The sequence below is a fragment of the Paraburkholderia sp. UCT31 genome, assembly GCF_014397655.1.
In the GTDB taxonomy this organism is placed as follows: Bacteria; Pseudomonadota; Gammaproteobacteria; order Burkholderiales; family Burkholderiaceae; genus Paraburkholderia; species Paraburkholderia tuberum.
The window spans coordinates 31,871-51,315 of sequence record NZ_VZQP01000014.1 but is presented as its reverse complement, the minus strand read 5'-3'; the positions used below and the strand labels follow the sequence as shown (position 1 = coordinate 51,315).

At 65.0% G+C, this 19,445-nt stretch carries 14 protein-coding genes and 2 tRNA genes; 7 read left to right on the top strand and 9 right to left on the bottom strand.

The window, feature by feature from the left end:
- The first annotated feature begins 7 nt into the window (after window positions 1-7).
- The 5 genes from lon to F6X40_RS14165 all read left to right on the top strand — a co-directional run bounded on the left by lon (window position 8) and on the right by F6X40_RS14165 (window position 5,342).
- On the top strand, window positions 8-2,428 hold the full coding sequence (gene lon, locus F6X40_RS14185) for an endopeptidase La (protein WP_018418078.1): 2,421 nt from the start codon (window positions 8-10) through the stop codon (window positions 2,426-2,428).
- A gap of 319 nt (window positions 2,429-2,747) precedes the next feature.
- Window positions 2,748-3,020 carry an HU family DNA-binding protein gene (locus F6X40_RS14180; protein WP_018418077.1) on the top strand — a complete coding sequence of 91 codons (273 nt, stop codon included), beginning with the start codon at window positions 2,748-2,750 and terminating at the stop codon, window positions 3,018-3,020.
- A gap of 101 nt (window positions 3,021-3,121) precedes the next feature.
- A tRNA-Val gene (locus F6X40_RS14175) sits at window positions 3,122-3,197 on the top strand.
- 47 nt (window positions 3,198-3,244) lie between these two features.
- A tRNA-Asp gene (locus F6X40_RS14170) sits at window positions 3,245-3,321 on the top strand.
- Between the two features lie 86 nt (window positions 3,322-3,407).
- The gene (locus F6X40_RS14165; RefSeq protein WP_187628276.1) at window positions 3,408-5,342 is read left to right on the top strand and encodes a SurA N-terminal domain-containing protein; all 1,935 of its coding nucleotides are present in this window, start codon (window positions 3,408-3,410) and stop codon (window positions 5,340-5,342) included.
- Between the two features lie 81 nt (window positions 5,343-5,423).
- On the opposite strand, the gene F6X40_RS14160 is transcribed toward F6X40_RS14165, so the two are convergent.
- Together F6X40_RS14160 and F6X40_RS14155 are read right to left on the bottom strand one after the other, a co-directional pair.
- The gene (locus F6X40_RS14160; protein ID WP_187628275.1) at window positions 5,424-5,765 is read right to left on the bottom strand and encodes a hypothetical protein; all 342 of its coding nucleotides are present in this window, start codon (window positions 5,763-5,765) and stop codon (window positions 5,424-5,426) included.
- 116 nt (window positions 5,766-5,881) lie between these two features.
- A complete protein-coding gene (locus tag F6X40_RS14155) occupies window positions 5,882-6,586 on the bottom strand; it encodes an arylesterase (protein ID WP_184063583.1) in 705 nt (234 codons plus the stop codon).
- Between F6X40_RS14155 and F6X40_RS14150 the strand changes: the two genes are divergently transcribed.
- Window positions 6,585-7,271 (top strand): ABC transporter ATP-binding protein, encoded by a 687-nt coding sequence (locus tag F6X40_RS14150; RefSeq protein ID WP_187628274.1) that lies wholly within the window; start codon window positions 6,585-6,587, stop codon window positions 7,269-7,271. The two genes, F6X40_RS14155 and F6X40_RS14150, sit on opposite strands and share 2 nt — an antisense overlap.
- A 136-nt stretch (window positions 7,272-7,407) precedes the next feature.
- On the opposite strand, the gene pgi is transcribed toward F6X40_RS14150, so the two are convergent.
- From pgi to F6X40_RS14135, 3 genes are all read right to left on the bottom strand, one after another.
- On the bottom strand, window positions 7,408-9,030 hold the full coding sequence (gene pgi / locus F6X40_RS14145; RefSeq protein ID WP_187628273.1) for a glucose-6-phosphate isomerase: 1,623 nt from the start codon (window positions 9,028-9,030) through the stop codon (window positions 7,408-7,410).
- 347 nt (window positions 9,031-9,377) lie between these two features.
- Window positions 9,378-11,018: an NAD(P)H-hydrate dehydratase gene (locus tag F6X40_RS14140; RefSeq protein WP_187628272.1), complete on the bottom strand. Its 1,641-nt coding sequence runs from the start codon at window positions 11,016-11,018 to the stop codon at window positions 9,378-9,380.
- 178 nt (window positions 11,019-11,196) lie between these two features.
- Window positions 11,197-12,492, bottom strand: a complete 1,296-nt coding sequence (locus F6X40_RS14135; RefSeq protein WP_187628271.1) for an FAD-dependent oxidoreductase — start codon at window positions 12,490-12,492, stop codon at window positions 11,197-11,199.
- Window positions 12,493-12,760: 268 nt separating this feature from the next.
- Between F6X40_RS14135 and purL the strand changes: the two genes are divergently transcribed.
- Window positions 12,761-16,996, top strand: coding sequence for a phosphoribosylformylglycinamidine synthase (gene purL / locus F6X40_RS14130; protein ID WP_410452416.1), 4,236 nt, complete (start codon window positions 12,761-12,763; stop codon window positions 16,994-16,996).
- Between the two features lie 165 nt (window positions 16,997-17,161).
- Here the strand turns inward: purL and F6X40_RS14125 are convergent, their stop codons facing one another.
- From F6X40_RS14125 to msrB, 4 genes are all read right to left on the bottom strand, one after another.
- Entirely contained in the window at window positions 17,162-17,941 is a 780-nt protein-coding gene (locus F6X40_RS14125; protein WP_184063566.1) for a peptidylprolyl isomerase, read from the bottom strand.
- Window positions 17,942-17,951: 10 nt separating this feature from the next.
- A complete protein-coding gene (locus F6X40_RS14120; protein WP_013089413.1) occupies window positions 17,952-18,263 on the bottom strand; it encodes a BolA family protein in 312 nt (103 codons plus the stop codon).
- 1 nt (window position 18,264) lies between these two features.
- On the bottom strand, window positions 18,265-18,795 hold the full coding sequence (locus tag F6X40_RS14115; RefSeq protein ID WP_085481354.1) for a septation protein A: 531 nt from the start codon (window positions 18,793-18,795) through the stop codon (window positions 18,265-18,267).
- 163 nt (window positions 18,796-18,958) lie between these two features.
- On the bottom strand, window positions 18,959-19,381 hold the full coding sequence (gene msrB, locus F6X40_RS14110) for a peptide-methionine (R)-S-oxide reductase MsrB (protein WP_184033490.1): 423 nt from the start codon (window positions 19,379-19,381) through the stop codon (window positions 18,959-18,961).
- Window positions 19,382-19,445 lie beyond the last annotated feature (64 nt).

The window sequence follows — 19,445 nt, the reverse complement described above, 5'->3', positions numbered from 1 at the left end:
AAATGAAATGTCAGGAACCCAACTCCTCCCGCCGGAACGCATTACGCTGCCGCTGCTCCCGCTGCGCGACGTAGTCGTTTTCCCGCACATGGTGATTCCGCTCTTCGTAGGCCGCCCGAAGTCGATCAAGGCTCTCGAAGCAGCGATGGAAGGCGGCAAGCACATCATGCTCGTCGCCCAGAAGACGGCTGCGAAAGATGAGCCGACCGAAAAGGACATGTACGAAGTAGGGTGTATCGCCAACATCCTGCAGATGCTGAAGCTGCCCGACGGTACCGTGAAGGTGCTCGTCGAAGGCTTGCAGCGCGCGAAGACGCTTTCCATCGAAGAACAGGAAACGCAGTTCTCGTGCGAAGTCATGCCGCTCGAACCTGACCACGCCGACAGCGCTGAAACCGAAGCGCTGCGTCGCGCGATCGTGTCGCAGTTCGACCAGTATGTGAAGCTGAACAAGAAGATCCCGCCGGAGATCCTGACCTCGCTGTCGGGTATCGACGAGGCAGGGCGTCTCGCCGACACGATCGCGGCGCATTTGCCGCTCAAGCTCGACCAGAAGCAACACATCCTCGAGATGTTCCCGGTGATCGAGCGGCTCGAGCATCTGCTCGCGCAACTCGAAGCCGAGATCGACATCCTGCAGGTCGAAAAGCGTATCCGCGGGCGCGTGAAGCGTCAGATGGAGAAGAGTCAGCGCGAGTACTACCTGAACGAACAGGTCAAGGCGATCCAGAAGGAACTCGGCGAAGGCGAAGAAGGTGCGGATCTCGAAGAACTCGAGAAGCGCATCACGGCCGCCCGCATGCCGAAGGAAGCGAAGAAGAAGGCCGACGCCGAGCTGAAGAAGCTCAAGCTGATGTCGCCGATGTCGGCGGAAGCGACGGTCGTGCGCAACTACATCGACACGCTGATCGGCTTGCCGTGGCGCAAGAAGAGCAAGGTCAACAACGACCTGTCGAATGCGGAGCGCGTGCTCGACGAAGATCACTTCGGTCTCGAGAAAGTGAAGGAACGCATTCTCGAGTATCTCGCGGTCCAGCAACGTGTCGACAAGGTCAAGGCGCCGATCCTGTGCCTTGTGGGGCCTCCGGGCGTCGGTAAGACTTCGCTCGGTCAGTCGATCGCGCGCGCGACGAACCGCAAGTTCGTGCGCATGGCATTGGGCGGCGTGCGTGACGAAGCCGAGATTCGTGGCCACCGTCGCACGTACATCGGTTCGATGCCGGGCAAGATCCTGCAAAGCCTGACCAAGGTCGGCGTGCGCAATCCGCTCTTCCTGCTCGACGAAGTCGACAAGATGGGTCAGGATTTCCGCGGCGATCCGTCGTCGGCCCTGCTGGAAGTGCTCGATCCGGAACAGAACCACACGTTCGCCGACCACTACGTCGAAGTCGACTTCGATCTGTCGGACGTGATGTTCGTCGCGACGTCGAACTCGCTGAACATTCCGCCGCCGCTGCTCGACCGGATGGAAGTGATTCGTCTGTCTGGTTATACGGAAGACGAGAAGGTCAGCATCGCGCAGCGTTATCTTTTGCCGAAGCAGAAGAAGAACAATGGCCTCAAGGATGGCGAGGTCGATGTGACGGAAACCGCGATCCGCGACATCATTCGTTACTACACGCGCGAAGCGGGCGTCCGCTCGCTCGAGCGTGAAATTTCGAAGATCTGCCGCAAGGTCGTGAAGATGCTTCTGCTGAAGAAGGCGGAAGGCGCGGTGAAGGTCGACGGCAGCAACCTCGACACGTTCCTCGGCGTGCGCAAGTACGACTTCGGTCTGGCCGCGAAGGAAAATCAGGTGGGCCAGGTCACGGGTCTCGCGTGGACGGAAGTGGGCGGCGATCTGCTGACCATCGAAGCCGCGGTGATGCCGGGCAAGGGCAATGTGATCCGCACGGGTTCGCTCGGCGACGTGATGAAGGAATCCGTCGAAGCGGCGCGCTCGGTCGTGCGTTCGCGTTCGCGTCGTCTTGGCATCAAGGACGAAGCGTTCGAGAAGCAGGACATTCACATCCACGTGCCGGAAGGCGCGACGCCGAAAGATGGTCCTTCGGCTGGTATCGCGATGACGACCGCGCTGGTGTCGGTGTTGACCGGTATTCCGGTGCGCGCCGATGTCGCGATGACGGGCGAAATCACGCTGCGTGGCGAAGTTCTGCCGATCGGCGGCCTGAAGGAAAAGCTGCTGGCGGCGCATCGCGGTGGCATCAAGCTGGTGCTGATTCCGGAAGAAAACGTCAAGGACTTGACGGAGATTCCGGACAACGTGAAGAACGCGATCGAAATCGTGCCGGTCCGCTGGATCGACAAGGTGCTCGAACTTGCGCTCGAGCGTGTACCGCAGGCGTTACCGGAAGAAGAACCGAAGCCCTCGGCGCCGGTTGGGGCTGAGCCGGGCAAGGATGCCGCGACGGACGTCGTCAAGCACTAAGGTTCGATGCGCATCAGAATGCGCTGACGCCAAAGCATTCTGCAGCGGTGTCGTTCGCTGAAGCAGAAAACCCGCGGTCAAGAGCCGCGGGTTTTTTTTGCCCGCGCGGCTTCGTCGCCAGGCCGCATCGCCAGTCTTTCCGCTGCAACATACTGTGACAAAAGCGCCCCTCCAAAATAACGCCGATCAGGCTCAACCCCGGTTGACACAAGGGTTTCGGCCGCTTCTAATGAGGCGGCCTGGCGTTCGCGCCGGCCGCGTGGCGGGAGGTGCTGGAAAGCACTGTCACGATTGCCAATAAACATTCACGGGGGTTTGAATGAACAAGACGGAATTGATCGATCACATCGCACAGCAAGCCGACATTTCGAAGGCCGCGGCGGGCCGTGCGCTCGATGCAGTCATCGCGGGCGTCAAAAACACGTTGAAGAAGGGCGGATCTGTGACGTTGGTCGGCTTTGGCACGTTCGCGGTCGGCAAGCGCACCGCGCGCACCGGACGCAATCCGCGCACGGGCGCCGCGATCAAAATCAAGGCAGCAAAAGTTCCTAAATTTAGGCCTGGCAAAGCTCTGAAGGATGCGCTAAACTAGTGCGCTTGCTGCTTGAGGAATTGCTTAACCCGACTGCATGAACGATTCACGGGGAGGGCAGCGGCAAGGCAGAAAACACATCAAGCACTGAATCAGGAAACGGGTGCTTAGCTCAGTTGGTAGAGCGGCGCCCTTACAAGGCGTAGGTCGGGAGTTCGAGCCTCTCAGCACCCACCAGTTTCAGATTCGGCCGCAGTGTTTCCAGTCGCAAAAGTGCAGTATAAGGAGTGGTAGTTCAGTCGGTTAGAATACCGGCCTGTCACGCCGGGGGTCGCGGGTTCGAGTCCCGTCCACTCCGCCAGTATCCACGAAAGGCGAACTCCGGTTCGCCTTTTTTGTTGCCCGCTGTTGTAAGATCGGGCCTTCTGTTTTTGGCACCCCTCACGCATGCTCGATTTTTTCCGCAATCACCAACGCCTGATGATGTTCATGCTCATCCTCGTCATTTTGCCGGGGTTGGGTTTCGTGGGTATTCAGGGTTTCCGCGGCTTCTTTGACGAAAGTGCAAACGTCGCGAGTGTCAACGGTCACAAGATCACCCGTGTCGAATATGACGACGCGATGCGCCAGCAGATCGACCGCGGGCGTCAGATGCTCGGCGCGAAGTTCGACATGAAGTCGTTCGACACGCCGGAGCGCCGTCGCCAGATGCTCGACGGCATGATCGAGCAGCGTGTGCTTGCCGACGAAACGCAGCGTCTGCATCTGAGCGCATCGGACGAAGCGGTGCGCCGCGCGCTGCTGTCCGATCCGGTGATCTCGTCGCTGAAGAATCCCGACGGGTCGATCGACCTCGACCGCTACAAGCAACTGCTCGCGATGCAGGGCATGACGCCCGATCAGTACGACGAGCGCGTGCGCTACAACCTCGCTATGCAACAACTGCCCGCGAGCATCGAGGCGAGCGCGTTCACGTCGAAGACGCTCGCGCAGCACTTGACCGAGCTCGCGCAGCAGCAGCGTGAAGTGCAGGGCATCGCGTTCCATCCGCACGATTACGCGGCGAAGATCCAGCCGACCGATGCGCAACTGCAAGCGTACTACGACGCGCATCGCAACGACTTCGCGACGCCCGCTACGGCGACGATCCAGTACCTGGTGATGTCGCCGGCCGCGCTGAGCGCATCGGTGCAGCCGAGCGACGCGGACCTGAAGAAGTACTACGACGACAACATCGCCCACTTCCGCACCGAAGGCGAAGTGCGCGCGAGCCATATCCTGATCGCGGCACCGAAGGACGCGAGCGCGACCGACAAGGCCAAAGCGAAGCAGAAGGCCGAGGAGTTGCTCGCGCAGCTCAAGGCGCATCCGGACCAGTTCGCGCAGATCGCGCAGCAGAACTCGCAGGATCCGGGTTCGGCATCGAAGGGTGGCGATCTCGGTTACTTCGGCCGCGGCATGATCGCGGGCGGCCAGGCGTTCGACGACGCGGTGTTCGCTCTGAAGAAGGACGAAATCAGCGGCATTGTCCAGACCGACTTCGGTTTCCACATCATCAAGGTCACCGATATAAAGCCGGCGGTCACGAAGTCGTTCGACGAAGTGAAGGACCAGATCGCCAGGGAGCTGAAGACGCAACTGGCGAGCAAGGCATTCACCGACAGTTCGGAAGGTTTCACGTCGCTCGTCTATGAAAAGGCCAAGAGCCTGCAGCCGGCCGCTGACAAATTCAAGCTGCAGATCCAGACCGCGACGGTCACGCCGCAGCCGGATCCGAAGCTGCCGCCCGACAGCCCGCTGAACAACCCGAAGTTCCTCGCAGCCGTGTTCGCGAACGACTCGGTATCGGCGCACAACAATACGCAGGCCATCGACGTCGGCAACAACACGCTGATCGCCGCGCGCGTGGCCGACTACAAGCCCGCTGCCGTGCCCGCATTCGACGCGGTGAAGGACGCGGTGCGTCAGAAGGTGATCGCCGTGCAGGCGAACGAAGCAGCGCACAAGGACGGCGTCGCGAAACTGGCCGAGTTCGAGAAGTCGAAGACGACCGCCGGTTTCTCGTCGCCGCTGAAGGTGTCGCGCAATGACGCGCAGGGCGTGCCACCTGCCGCACTGAGCGCAATCTACAAGGTCGATGCGCAAAAGTTGCCGGCCTACGTCGGTGTCGATCTCGGCGACGACGGCTATGCGATCTATCGCGTGAACCAGATCGTGCAGCCCGCGGCCACCGACGCGCAGCATCTCGCTGTCGCGCAGCAGCAGATCGCCCAGGTGGACGCGCAGTCGCAGACCGAAGCCTATCTGAAAGCGCTGCGCGAGCGCTCGAAGGTGAAGTTCTACGGTACGCTCGACAGCGCCGCCCAGCCGGCCGATCAGTAAGCCGCAGTAAGCATTACCTGCTCGTCCAAAAGCAAGCCCCGCATTTGCGGGGCTTTTTTTATCTACAGCCAGGTGGCAGCTTTACAGACAGCCGCTGATCGCGCCGGTGGCGTTGCCACCGCCAGCGCCGCCGGCGCGAAAGCCGACCCACGTGCCCTTGCCGCTATACGAAGGACGGACCACCGCGGCCGCGCCGTTGGGCGGCTGCTGGCCCGGGACGTAGACGTCCATGGCCTGATCGTTGGCGAGGATGGTTTGCGAGACCACCTGTTGTTGCGAACTATCCGCCCATTTCTGCGCGATGCAGGTTGCGACGGCGTGAGGCGGCTGCTGGCTTTGACCCACCGACTGAACGCCGGCCGGCGGTTGAGCCGCGCAGGCCGAGATGGCAATGGTCAAAGCGATTAACGGTAAATATTTCAACGTTATCTCCTCAGAAGTCGCTCAAGAATGAGCCGGGTCGCAGGGATTGCCCATATGTCGAACGGCTCGGCGATCCGTGTTCCCCAGGTTCCGGAAACAAGTCGTTAGCAGGTCTTTCAGTGCGGCGAACTTGTGCGAAGAAGTGGCTTGACAGCGGGCCACACGTTGTCGAGTAGCAGCGGCTGTGCCTGCTGCGTCGGGTGGAGCTGATCGGCCTGGAACATGTCCGGTTTATCCGCGATGCCGGCGAGAAGAAACGGCACGAGCGGCACATGGAACTCCTTCGACAGCTGGCCGTAGAGGCCGTGGAACTTTTGCGTATAGTCGGGGCCGTAATTGGGCGGCACGTACATGCCGACGAGCACGACCTTCGCGTGGCCTTGCTGCGCCTGTTCGATGATCGTGCGCAGGTTGTCCTCGGTCGTCGAGAGCGGCACGCCGCGCAACGCGTCGTTGGCGCCGAGCTCGACGATCACGATGCTCGGTTTGAGCCGTTCCATCAGCGCGGGCAGACGCGCGCGTCCGCCGCTCGTCGTGTCGCCGCTGATGCTCGCATTGGCGACGCTATAATCGATGCGCTCTTCGGCCAGACGCTGACGCATCAACGCGACCCAGCCCGTATCGCGGGGCAGCCCGTACTCAGCGGAGATGCTGTCGCCGAGCACGACGATCACCGGCTTTGCGGGTTCGGGCGTATTCGCCGCGTGAGCCCGCAACGGTAACGAAACCAGCGCGGCGGCCATCATGGTCGCGCCGAATGCCGCAGACAGCGCCGCGGCGCGAGGGGCGATGGCGCGCACTTTCAACCTACGCTTCACCATGCCAAACAGAACTGATCCAGTCATTGAAGTGCGGGGTTTGTGCAAGAGGGTTAAGGATGCTGCGGGCGAACTGACGATTCTCGATGACATCGATCTTGCCATCGATGCCGGCAGCAGCGTCGCGATCGTCGGTGCATCCGGGTCGGGCAAGTCTACGCTGCTCGGCTTGCTCGCGGGATTGGACAGTGCTAGCGCGGGCTCGGTTCGGCTGCTGGGGCGCGAACTCGGCGAGCTCGACGAAGACGGTCGCGCCGCGTTGCGCAGCGGCGCGGTCGGCTTCGTGTTCCAGTCGTTTCAGTTGATGCCGCATCTGACCGCGCTCGAAAACGTCACGTTGCCGCTCGAACTGCAAGGCGGCATCGGCACACGCGAGGCCGCCGCGCGTGCGCGTGAACTGCTCGAACAGGTTGGGCTCGGACAGCGTACCGGTCATTATCCGAAGCTGCTGTCGGGCGGCGAGCAGCAGCGCGTCGCGCTCGCGCGCGCGTTCGTCACGCGCCCGGCGATCCTGTTCGCCGACGAACCCACCGGCAGTCTCGACGCGGCCACCGGCCACGCGGTGATCGATCTGATGTTCGAGATGAATCGCGCGCACGGCGCGACGCTCGTGCTCGTGACACACGACATCGAACTCGCGCGGCGTTGCGATAAGACGGTGACGATCGAAGCGGGGCGGCTCGCTTGATGGTCCGGCGGATCGCGGGCTTGCGCTCGCGTACCTCGGGCATGTCGTCGTCGAAGCAAAAACAAAGCGGGCCGTAGCCCGCTTCGTTCTGTTTGTGGCGCGTTATCGCCCGCTATCGTGCGCTCCAGACTTCCATTCAGCGCTTCAACGCAGCCCGGGCCCGCGCGATCAGCGCCACCGTCGACGAGTCATGCTTCTTCACGTCGGCACTCGCCGCGCCCAGATCGGCCTCGACCACCTTGCCGAGAATCTTGCCGAGTTCGACGCCCCACTGATCGAACGGGTTGATGTTCCACACCGACGCCTGCACCAGCACCTTGTGCTCATAAAGCGCGATCAGCGCGCCGAGCGTGCGCGCGGTCAACGCGTCGAGCAGCAGTGTCGCGGTGGGGCGGTTGCCGGGGAACGTCAGGTGCGGTGCGAGTTCCGGCTTGTCGGGGCCGGCCACCTTCTTCGCTTCCTCGAGCGTGCGACCCAGCATCAACGCTTCGCTCTGCGCGAAGCAGTTCGCGAGCAGCTTCGGATGATGGCTCGCGAGCGGATGCTCGGGCGTCAGCAGCGCGATGAAATCGATCGGCACGATCGTCGGGCCCTGGTGCAGCATCTGGAAAAACGCGTGCTGACCGTTCGTGCCCGGCTCGCCCCATGTGACTGCGGAAGTCGCATAGTCGACGAACGCGCCGTCGAGACGCGCGGACTTGCCGTTGCTCTCCATTTCGAGCTGCTGCAGATACGACGGCAGGAAATGCAGCGCCTGCGAATACGGCGCGACCAGATAGCTCTGCGAGCCGAAGAAGTTGCGATACCAGATGCCGATCATGCCGAGCAGCACCGGCAGGTTCCTGTCGAGCGGCGCGGTGCGGAAGTGCTGGTCCATCTCGTTGGCGCCGGCGAGCAGCTCGTCGAACTGTTGCGGACCTACCGCGATCATGATCGACAGACCGACGGCCGACCACAGCGAGTAGCGTCCGCCGACCCAGTCCCACATCGAGAACACGTTCTCTTGCGCGATGCCGAACTTGACGACTTCGGCGGTATTGGCCGACACACCGACGAAGTGCTTCGCCAGCGCGCTTTCCGGGCAGCCTTTCTGGATGAAAAAGTCGCGCAGCGAGCGCGCGTTGGTCATCGTCTCCAGCGTCGTGAAAGTCTTCGACACGATGATCGCGAGCGTCTCTTCGGGATCGATCTGCTGCATCACGTTGTACAGATCGGCGCCGTCCACGTTCGACACGAAGTGCGTCGAGATCTCGGGCGTCGCGAGATGATGCAACGCGTGCACGACCATCTTCGGCCCTAGATCCGAGCCGCCGATGCCGATGTTCACGACATGACGGATCCGCTTGCCGGTATAGCCGGTCCATGCGCCGCTGCGGACCTGCTCGGCGAACGCGGCCATTTTCTTGCGCTCGGCCTGCACTTCGGCGAAGAACGGCGCCTTCGGGTCGGTTGCGCGCAAGGCCGTGTGCAGCGCGGCGCGGCCTTCGGTCGGGTTGACGACCTCGCCCGCGAACATCGCGTCGCGGCGCTTTTCGACGCCGGCTTCGCGGGCGAGTTGCTCGAGCAGTTGCAGGGTTTCGTCGGTGATGCGGTGCTTCGAGAAATCGGCTGAGAGACCGCCGCCCGCGAATGTGAAGCGTTCGGCGCGCGTGGGAGCGGGATCGTTCTCGGGGGCGAACCAGTCGCGCAGATGCGCATCGCGAATCGTGTCGTAATGCGTCTGCAGCGAGGACCAGGAGGGGAGCGAGTTCTGGGTCATAGCGTCCGTCTAACCAAGGGGCACGAAGGAAGGCGCGCGCATGAAGCGCGGCCGAGAATGATGCGGCGATGCAGTCAGAGCGATGCCACGCGGCCCGGAGCGGGACAGGTGCCGACGATACTTCGCGAAGCGGGTGAACTTCGCGAAAACGCGAGGCGGCGCCCGCGCCCGCTGGAGTATCGCCGCGACCCGCGATCGATCCGACGCGCGGCGCAGGCAATCAGTATAGCGGGGTTGCGCGACGGGCAGCAGTGCGTTGCGCGCGCTCGCAATGATTGGGATCGCGATGTTTCATCGGTGTGAACGAGCGCCGCGAACGCGATTCGTATTCAGAGCAATCGCGCGCGTCAAGCAAGCGGCGCCGAATAGAACAGCCGGTTCAACAAGGTACGCACCATCGGTGCCAGCTCGCCGGCCGTCAGCCCGGCGGGGCCGTGGCCCTGCGCGGTCAGCGTATCGGCGGCAAGGCCGTGCAGATAGACGCCCGCGAGCGCCGCCTCGAAGCGTGGCAGATGCTGCGCGAGCAGCGCGCCGATGATGCCGCCGAGCACGTCGCCGGTGCCGCCCGTCGCGAGCGCGGCGTTGCCGGTCGGGTTCAGCGCGAGGCGGCCGTCGGGCGCGGCGATGATCGTGCCGACGCCCTTCAGCACGACGACGCTCGCAAAACGCGCCGCGAGCGCACGCGCGGCCGCGAGACGGTCGCGTTGCACGCTCGCCGCATCGCTGCCAAGCAGGCGCGCCGCTTCGAGCGGATGCGGAGTGAAAATGCACGGATCGCCTTGCACGCCGCGCGCGGTGACTTCCGCGGCGAGCGCGGGATCCTTGGCGACCAGGTTCAGCGCGTCGGCATCGAACAGCTTGGGCACGTCGAGTTGCAGCACGTCGTGCAGTACCCGCGTCGCGCGTTCGCCGTGCCCCATGCCGCAGCCGATCGCGAGTGCGTCCATCGAATCGAGCGGCAGCGTGTCGATCGGATGCAGCATCAGTTCGGGGTGCGGCGGATCGTAGGGCGGGGCGCCTTCGCCGAGCAGCGCGACGTGGACCTTGCCCGCGCCGGTGTAGAGCGCCGCGCGTGCCGCGAGAATCGGCGCGCCGCACATGCCGGTGTCGCCGCCGACCACCGCGAGGCTGCCGAAGGTGCCCTTGTTGGTCGCGAAGTTGCGTGGGGGCATGAAGGGGCCGAAGAGATCGGGCGCGCTGAGCTGGATCGCCGCACGTGAGGCGCTGGTGGCAGCGTGCTGGCTGCCCCCGCCGTTGATCCCTGCCACGAGCCCGATCGGTGCGACCGTCACTCGCCCGGCGAGATCGCGGCCTTGCGCGGTGAAAAGCCCCGGCTTCGCGCCGATGAACGTGATGGTGTGCGTCGCATGGACCGCCGCCGCGCCGTTGCCGCCGATCACCGCGCCGGTGTCGCTGTCGAGCCCGCTGGGCACATCGAGCGCGAGCACGGCGCCTTGTGTCGGGCGCGCCTTCGTGCATTGCGACAACTGCCGCGCGAGCGTCGCGAAGACGCCGTCGAGCGGCCGCGCGAGACCGATGCCGAACATACCGTCGACGAGCCAGCCATAGCCGTCGAGCGAGGCGGGCGGCGCCGCGTCGATCGGCACGCCGGCGGCGCGCGCGGCGTCGAGCGCCCAGCGCGCATCGGCGGGCTTCACTTCAACCGGCATACAGACTTCGACTGCGATGCCGGCCCTGTGCAGTTCCGTCGCGACGACCAGCGCGTCGCCGCCGTTGTTGCCGGGGCCGGCGACCAGCCACGCGCGCTGCTGCGACTTCGTCACCGACGTATCCGCGGCGATCCGTTCGAGCAGCCAGCGCGCGGCCGCATGACCGGCGCGCGCCATCAGCGTGTGCTCGGGCAGGGCCGCGGCGGCCTGGGATTCGGCGATCCGCAAGTCGGTCAGCGTCAGCAGCGGCAGCGCAAGCGACTGCGAGTCGGTCAGCGGATCGAAAAGGGAGAGCAGCGAGTTTTCTGCGTCTGTCATGGCGAAACCTGGCGGTGCGCCCGCGGCGCGGCGGGCAGACTTTGGAATCGCTATGTTAGTGCCGATAGGCGCACGGCGTGCGGCTGTTTCGGTGCGTGCGGCGGAAGCGGCGCGATGAACGCGGGGTATCGACAGCGGGCTGTCAGGCCGCCATACCCGCCTGGAACCGCACGAAACCTTACTGGAACCGCTCCGGCCTCAATGCAGCGAGCGTGTCTTGCGGCAACGTCGGCGTCTGTCCCGACATCAGCTGTGCAACGAGCTTGCCCGCGCCGCAGGCGAGGCCCCAGCCGGCCGGGCCATGCCCGACGTTGATGAACAGCCGCGGATGCAGCGCGTTGCCGATCACCGGCAAGCCATCGGGCGACAGCAGTTTCACGCCTTCCCACGGCAGCGCCGCCGAAATGCGCGCGGCGCCCGGAATCCAGTCGTGCGTCGCCTGGCCGAGCAACGCGAGCGCCTCCTTGGTCAGCGCTTCGCCGAGCGGCTTGTCGATCTGGCTCGCGCTTTGCAGCACCGCGCCGCCCGCGATCCGCAGCCGATGGTTCATGCGGCTGATGCCGATGCGCTTGACCGCATCGACGATCGCGACGTGCGGCGCGCATTCCTCGTGCGCGATCGGCGCGACCAGCGAATGCAGCCGCAGCGGATGCAGCGGCAGGCTGAGCCCCGCGCGTTCGAGCAGCGCGAGGCTGCCGTAACCGGCGGCGACCACGACGGCGTCGGCCTGGACCACGTCGATCTCGCGCGAGCGGGGTGCGCCGTCGCGCGGCGCCAGTTCGACCGCCGCGCGCTGACTTTCGAGACGAATGCCGGTCACCTCGCAGTTCGGCATGAACTGCACGCCGCCTTGGGTATCGAGCACCTGTTTGACGAGCTTGGTAAAAAGCGGACAGTTCGCGGTGCGCTCGTGCTCGAACAGCACGCCGCCGGCGAATTCAGGATCTGTGGGGACCGCATGCTCGAACGCCGCGCATTCGGCCGGGCTCAGCACGTGATGCGGCACCTCGAACCGGTGCAGCAGATCGAGCGCGGCTGCGTTCAGCTCCCATTCGTGCGCGCTGCGCACGAGGTACAGCAGACCGCTCGCCTGTTCGAATTCGAGGCCGAAGCGGGCTTCGACGTCGGCCATCGCATCGCGCGAGGATTCGATCAGCGGCCGCAGCAGCGCGTACTGGCGCGCGAACGCCCCGGGCTCCTGCCATGCTCCGAGCTGCTTGATGAACTGCCGCGCGGCGCCGTTGAAGCCGGTCTTGCTGATCACGCCATTTTTCGCGTTGTAGCGGCTCGCCATGAAGGTCGGGCCGAACCAGACGTCGAGCGGCGTCGGCAGCACGTTGCCGCCTTGTCCGTAGGTGGCGCCTTGCGCGACGGTCGCGTGACGCTCGACGACGCATACCCGGTGGCCGGCCGCGCGCAGGTGATAAGCGGTGGCGACGCCCGCTACCCCGCCGCCAATGACGATGACATCCATGCTCTGATTCGATGTGCCGACGGGCGGCTCGCGCGCGTTCCCGCTGGCTGTGACATGCGGCGCGCCGCCGGGTGAAACCCGGGCCGCGTGCGCCGATCTGGTGAAACGCGAATGATAGCAGTCAAAACACCCGCGCGGCGACGCGACGGGCACCGCGGCGACGCCTCGCGCGGGCCGGCGCGGCCCGCCGCCCACGCACCCCGGAGCCCGCTGGAAGCCCGTTCCCGGGGTATAATCTGCGACTTCCTTTCCGCCTCACGTCGCCTGCATGCGCGGCTCCCCGGCATCAATGAGCGACGCAACGTCAAGTCCCATGGCCCACTTCTCGTGTTTCCCCGGCGCTTCGGCCCTCTCCGATTTCCGTCAAACCCGCCTGCTCGACGCGCTCACGCGCATCGACCCGAACATCACCGGCGTGCGCGGGCAGTATCTGCACTTCGTCAATGCCCAGACCGAGCTGTCCGCTGAAGACAGCGCGAAGATCGAGGCGCTGATGCACTACGGCGATCCGTTCGAAGAAGGCAAGGAGCGTGGCACGGTCGAGACCGTCCTCGTCGTGCCGCGCTTTGGCACCGTGTCGCCGTGGGCCAGCAAGGCAACCGACATCGCGCATCTGTGCGGGCTCACGCAGGTGCGCCGCATCGAGCGCGGCGTCGAGTACTCGGTGACGCTGAAAAGCGGCCTGCTCGGCGGCAAGAAGACGCTGTCGGACGAAGCGCGCGCGGCCGTCGCCGCCGCGCTGCACGATCGCATGACCGAGAGCGTCGCGCCGTCGCGCAACCACGCGTTGCATCTGTTCGACGAATTGCCGGCCAGGCCGCTGCAAACCGTCGACGTGCTCGCGAGCGGCCGCGCCGCGCTCGAAACCGCCAACGCGGAACTGGGCCTCGCGCTCGCCGACGACGAAATCGACTATCTGGTCGACGCATTCACGAAGCTCGGCCGCAATCCGACCGACGTCGAGCTGATGATGTTCGCGCAGGCCAACAGCGAGCACTGCCGCCACAAGATCTTCAACGCGGACTGGACGATCGACGGCGAGAAGCAGGACATGTCGCTGTTCAACATGATCCGCAACACCGAGAAGCTGAACCCGCAGGGCACGATCGTCGCGTATTCGGACAACTCGGCGATCATGGTCGGCGGCATGGCCGAGCGCTGGTTCCCGCGCACGCCGGCCGACCTCGGCGCGAGCGAATTGCCCGAGCACTATGGCCGCAGCGTCGAGCTCACGCACACGCTGATGAAGGTCGAAACGCACAACCACCCGACCGCGATCTCGCCGTTCCCGGGTGCCGCGACCGGCGCAGGCGGCGAAATCCGCGACGAAGGCGCGACCGGACGCGGCGCGCGTCCGAAGGCGGGCCTCGCGGGCTTCACGGTATCGAACCTCGAACTGCCGGACGGCGTCGAGGCGTGGGAAAACGCCCGCGACACCGCTCAGCCGCTCGTGCAGCGCAATCCGGCCGACCAGCACGAAGCGTACGGCCGCCCGGACCGCATCGCCTCGCCGCTGCAGATCATGATCGACGGCCCGCTCGGCGCCGCCGCGTTCAACAACGAATTCGGCCGGCCGAACCTCGGCGGTTACTTCCGCACCTACGAGCAGAACGTCGCGGGTCTCGTGCGCGGCTATCACAAGCCGATCATGATCGCGGGCGGCATCGGCAATATCTCCGACCAGCACACGCACAAGCACGATCTGCCGGAAGGCTCGCTGCTGATCCAGATCGGCGGCCCGGGCATGCGCATCGGCATGGGGGGCGGCGCCGCGAGCTCGATGGCGACCGGCACCAACACGGCCGAGCTCGACTTCGACTCGGTGCAGCGCGGCAACCCGGAAATCGAGCGACGCGCGCAGGAAGTGATCAACGCGTGCTGGCAACTCGGCGACAAGAACCCGATCCTCAGTATTCACGACGTCGGCGCGGGCGGTCTGTCGAACGCGTTCCCCGAAGTGGTGGACGGTGCGGGCAAGGGCGCACTGTTCGAACTGCGCAAGATCCAGCTCGAAGAAAGCGGTCTGTCGCCGCGCGAAATCTGGTCGAACGAAGCGCAGGAGCGCTACGTACTGGCGATCGCGCCGGCCGATCTGCCGGTGTTCGAGGCGATGTGCAAGCGCGAGCGCTGCCCGTTCGCGGTGATCGGCACGGCCACCGCCGAGCGTCAGCTGAAGCTCATTGATTCCGAACTGCAGGAAGGCGCGCACCAGCCAGTCGATATGCCGATGGAAGTGCTGCTCGGCAAGGCGCCGCGTATGCACCGCGACGTAAAGCGTGCCGAGCGCAGGCTCGAACCGGTCGACGTGACCGGCCTCGCGCTGCAGGACCTCGCGCAGAGCGTGCTGCGTCATCCGACGGTCGCGAGCAAGTCGTTTCTGATCACGATCGGCGACCGCTCGGTCGGCGGCACGACCGCGCGCGATCAGATGGTCGGTCCGTGGCAGGTGCCGGTGGCCGACGTCGCGATCACGACGATGGACTACGCAGGCTTCAGCGGCGAAGCGATGACGATGTCCGAGCGCACGCCGCTCGCCGTCATCAACGCACCGGCCTCCGGCCGTATGGCAGTCGGCGAGGCGATCACCAACATCGCGGCGGCGCCGATCGCGTCGCTCGACAAACTCAAGCTGTCGGCTAACTGGATGGCCGCGTGCGGCGCGCCTGGCGAAGACGCCGCGCTCTACGACACGGTCAAGGCGATCGGTATGGAACTGTGCCCGGCGCTCGGTATCGGCATTCCGGTCGGCAAGGATTCGCTGTCGATGCGCACCCGCTGGGACGAGAGCGGCGTCGCGAAGGAAGTGGTCGCGCCGGTGTCGCTGATCATCTCCGCGTTCGCGCCGGTTGAAGACGTCCGCAAGCATCTGACGCCGCAACTGCAGCGCGTGAGCGAAGTCGGCGAGTCGGTGCTGATTGCGATCGATCTCGGCCGCGGCAAGCAGCGTCTGGGCGGCAGCATTCTCGCGCAGGTCACGCAGCAGGTCGGCGACACGGTGCCGGACGTCGACGATCCGGAAGATCTGAAGCGCTTTTTCAACGCGATCCAGGCGCTCAATAGCGACGGCAAGCTGCTCGCGTACCACGACCGCTCGGACGGCGGCCTGTGGGCGACGATTTGCGAAATGGCGTTCGCGGGTCACGCGGGCGTGTCGCTGAACGTCGACATGCTTGTGCTCGACGCGCACCACGAATCCGATTACGGCGACGCGAAGGACTGGGCGAAGCAGACCAGCGGCCGCCGCGACGACCGCACGCTGCGCGCACTCTTCAACGAAGAGCTCGGCGCCGTCGTGCAAGTGCGCGCGGCCGATCGCGACGCGGTGCTCGCCGCGCTGCGCGAACACGGTCTGTCGGCGTGCTCGCACGTGATCGGCAAGACCAACGAGCGCGACGTGATCGAGATCTATCGCGACGCGAAGAAGCTCTACGAGGCGCCGCGTGCCGAACTGCATCGCACGTGGAGCGAAGTGAGCTGGCGCATCGCGCGTCTGCGCGACAACCCGGCTTGCGCCGACGCCGAATACGACGCGCTGCTCGACGCGGCGGACCCTGGCATCACGCCGGTGCTGAGCTTCGATCCGGCCGACGATGTCGCCGCTCCCTTCGTCCCCCAAGGGGACTTCCTTCGGGGCGTCCCCCAAGGGGACTTCCTTCGGGGCGTCCCCCAAGGGGACTTCCTTCGGGGCGTCCCCCAAGGGGACTTCCTTCGGGGCGTCGGCAAGGGCGCGCGTCCGCGCGTCGCGATCCTGCGCGAGCAGGGCGTGAACTCGCATCTGGAGACGGCCTATGCATTCGATCGCGCCGGCTTCGACGCGCACGACGTGCACATGAGCGACCTGCTCGCGGGCCGCGCGAACCTCGCCGATTTCGCGGGTGCGGTCGCGTGCGGCGGCTTCTCGTACGGCGATACGCTGGGCGCCGGCGAAGGCTGGGCCAAGACGATCCGCTTCAACGCGCAACTGGCCGACATGTTCGCCGCGTTCTTCAGTCGTGGCGACACGTTCGCGCTCGGCATCTGCAACGGCTGCCAGATGATGAGCAGCCTCGCGTCGATGATCCCCGGCGCCGAAGCATGGCCGAAGTTCACGCGCAACAAGTCGGAGAAGTTCGAGGCACGCTTCTCGCTCGTCGAGGTGCAGGCATCGCCGTCGCTCTTTTTCGCCGGCATGGAAGGCTCGCGCATTCCGGTCGCGGTCGCGCACGGCGAGGGCTTTGCGGACTTCTCGCAGCAGGGCGACAAGTCGAAGGTCGCGGTCGCGATGCGCTATGTCGATCACCGTGGTCAGGCGACCGAGCAGTATCCGTTCAACCCGAACGGTTCGCCCGAGGGCATCACCTCGGTCACGACGGCCGACGGCCGCTTCACGGTGCTGATGCCGCACATGGAGCGCGTGCATCGCGCGGTGCAGATGAGCTGGCATCCGCAGGGCTGGGGCGAGATCGGCACGGACGCGAGCCCGTGGCTGCGCGTGTTCCAGAACGCGCGTCGCTGGCTCGGTTGATGAGTCAGGGGGCTGCCGCCCGCGTGCGGCGGCTCCTGTTTGCGGCAGCCACGCACGCCGCCGCTGCAAATCTTGCGGCAACAAAAAAGCCGCCCACGGGCGGCTTTATCGCATTCAGGCTTCAGAGCCAGGCGGACTATCCGAAGACAATCTGCCCGCCGACCCTTACTGAATCTTCGCGTTCTTGCGCAGATTCTCTTCGAACGCCTGCAGCTTTTCCTGCTGGATCTGCTGCACGATCTGCGCGCGCACCTGCTCGAGCGGCGGCGGCGTGACGGCGCGGATGCCGTCGACACGGATGATGTGCCAGCCGAATTGCGTATGCACCGGCGTGTCGGTCATCTGGCCTTTCTGCAGATGCGTGGCCGCGTCCGCGAATTCAGGCACGTAGGCCTTCGGGTCCGACCAGTCGAGATCGCCGCCGTTCTTGCCCGATCCCGGGTCCTTCGAGTACTGCTTGGCCAGGGCCTCGAAGCTCGCGCCGGCCTTGATCTTCGCGATCAGGTCCTTCGCCTGTTGCTCGTTGTCGACGAGGATATGGTGCAGGTGATATTCCTTGCCGCCCGCATCCTTGACGAGCGCGTTGTAGCGCGCGGTGATTTCGGCGTCGGTCGGCTGATTGTTCTTTACGAAGTCTTCGATCAGCGCGCGCAGCACGACAGTTTGCTGCGCGACCGCGATTTGCGCCTTGACGTCCGGACGGTTCGGCAGCCCGCGACGCAGCGCTTCCTGCATCAGGATTTCGCGATTCACGAGCTCTTCGCGCACGGCCTGCTGCAGTTGCGGCGTGTCCTGCTGTCCCTGGTGAACCAGTTGCTGGATCAACGCATCGGCGCGCGACTTCGGAATCGGCGTACCGTTCACCACGGCGATGTTCTGTGCGAATGCAGGTGCGGCCGCGAACGCAGCCAGCAATACCCAGAGGCGGGTTTTCTTCAAGGTCATCGAAAGGTTCCTAGCGGGGCAACAAAGCAAATTCTTCGGGCGTATACGCCGTGATGGCAAGGGCATGAATGCCGCGCTGCATGGCATCGGCCAGCGCATCATACACCATGCGATGCCGCGCCACGCGGGGCTTGCCGGCAAACGCGACGGCCACGATCGTGACACTGAAATGACCGCCGGCGGCGGCACCAGCGTGGCCCGCGTGCTGCGCGCTGTCGTCGGTGATGCGGATCGATTCGACGGGCGCGAGCGCGGCCGCGAGGCGCGCCTCGATCAGCGCGGCGCGCTCGGCGGTGGTGGCGTGCATGAACAGGTCGCTCATGTCATTCCTCCTTCATGTACTTAGACAGCCACAGGCTCTGTCCGACGATGAACACGAGCAGGCAGCCGGTCGCGCCGAACAGCTTGAAATTGACCCACTGATCGGTCGTGTAGTGATACGCGACGAACAGGTTCAGCAGACCGAGCAGCACGAAAAACACCGCCCAGATCAGGTTCAGCTTGCCCCAGATCGCGTGCGGCAGCGTGATCTGCTTGCCCATCATCGCTTCGATCAGGTTCTTGTTGAAGCCGAGCTGCGACACGATCAGCGCGACGGAAAACGCCCAGTACAGCACGGTCGGCTTCCATTTGATGAAGGTGTCGTTGTGCAGCACGAGCGTCGCGCCGCCAAATACGACGACGACGCCGAGGCTCACCCACAGCATCGGGTCAACCTTGCGGTGGCGGAACGCCACCCACGCGATCTGCACCAGCGTGGCGACGATCGCCACTGCCGTCGCCGTGAAAATGCCCCAGATCTTGAAGGCGACGAAGAACAGGATGATCGGGAACAGATCGAACAGGAATTTCATTATCTGATCGGGAAGTCGGAGAGTGAGTCGAACGTTGAAGCGCGCCCGCCTGGCGTGCAAGGTGCGCGGTGCCCGCTGGCGAGCGGGACGGCCGCATTGGAAGGGCGCCGCGCGCACTTCGCGCCGCGACGCCGAAGGCGGGCAGGGATGCTGCCGCGCCGCGTTACTTGGGCTCGAATTGTAACGCAGCCGAATTGATGCAGTAACGCAGACCGGTCGGCGCCGGTCCGTCCTCGAAGACGTGGCCCAGATGCGCGCCGCAGTTCTTGCACTGCACCTCGATGCGCAGCATGCCGTGTGAGCGGTCGGTCTTCTCGGCGATCACTTCGCCGTTGATGGGGCGGAAATAGCTCGGCCAGCCGCAGCCGGCGTCGAACTTGGTGTCCGATTCGAACAGCGGCGTGCCGCAGCACACGCAGTCGTAGACGCCGCGTTCCCAGTGATCGTCGTAGCGGCCCGTGAACGGGCGCTCGGTGGCCGCATGGCGCGTCACCTGGTATTCCATGTCGGTCAGCTGCTTGCGCCACTCGGCGTCGCTTTTCTGTACGGCTGGGGCGTCATGCTTGAGATCGTCGGGGTTGTTCATGGTCGGGTTCCTGTCTCGGGTTTGTCTCGGTGCTTTCTCGTGGGGCGGCCGTGGCGATTCAACC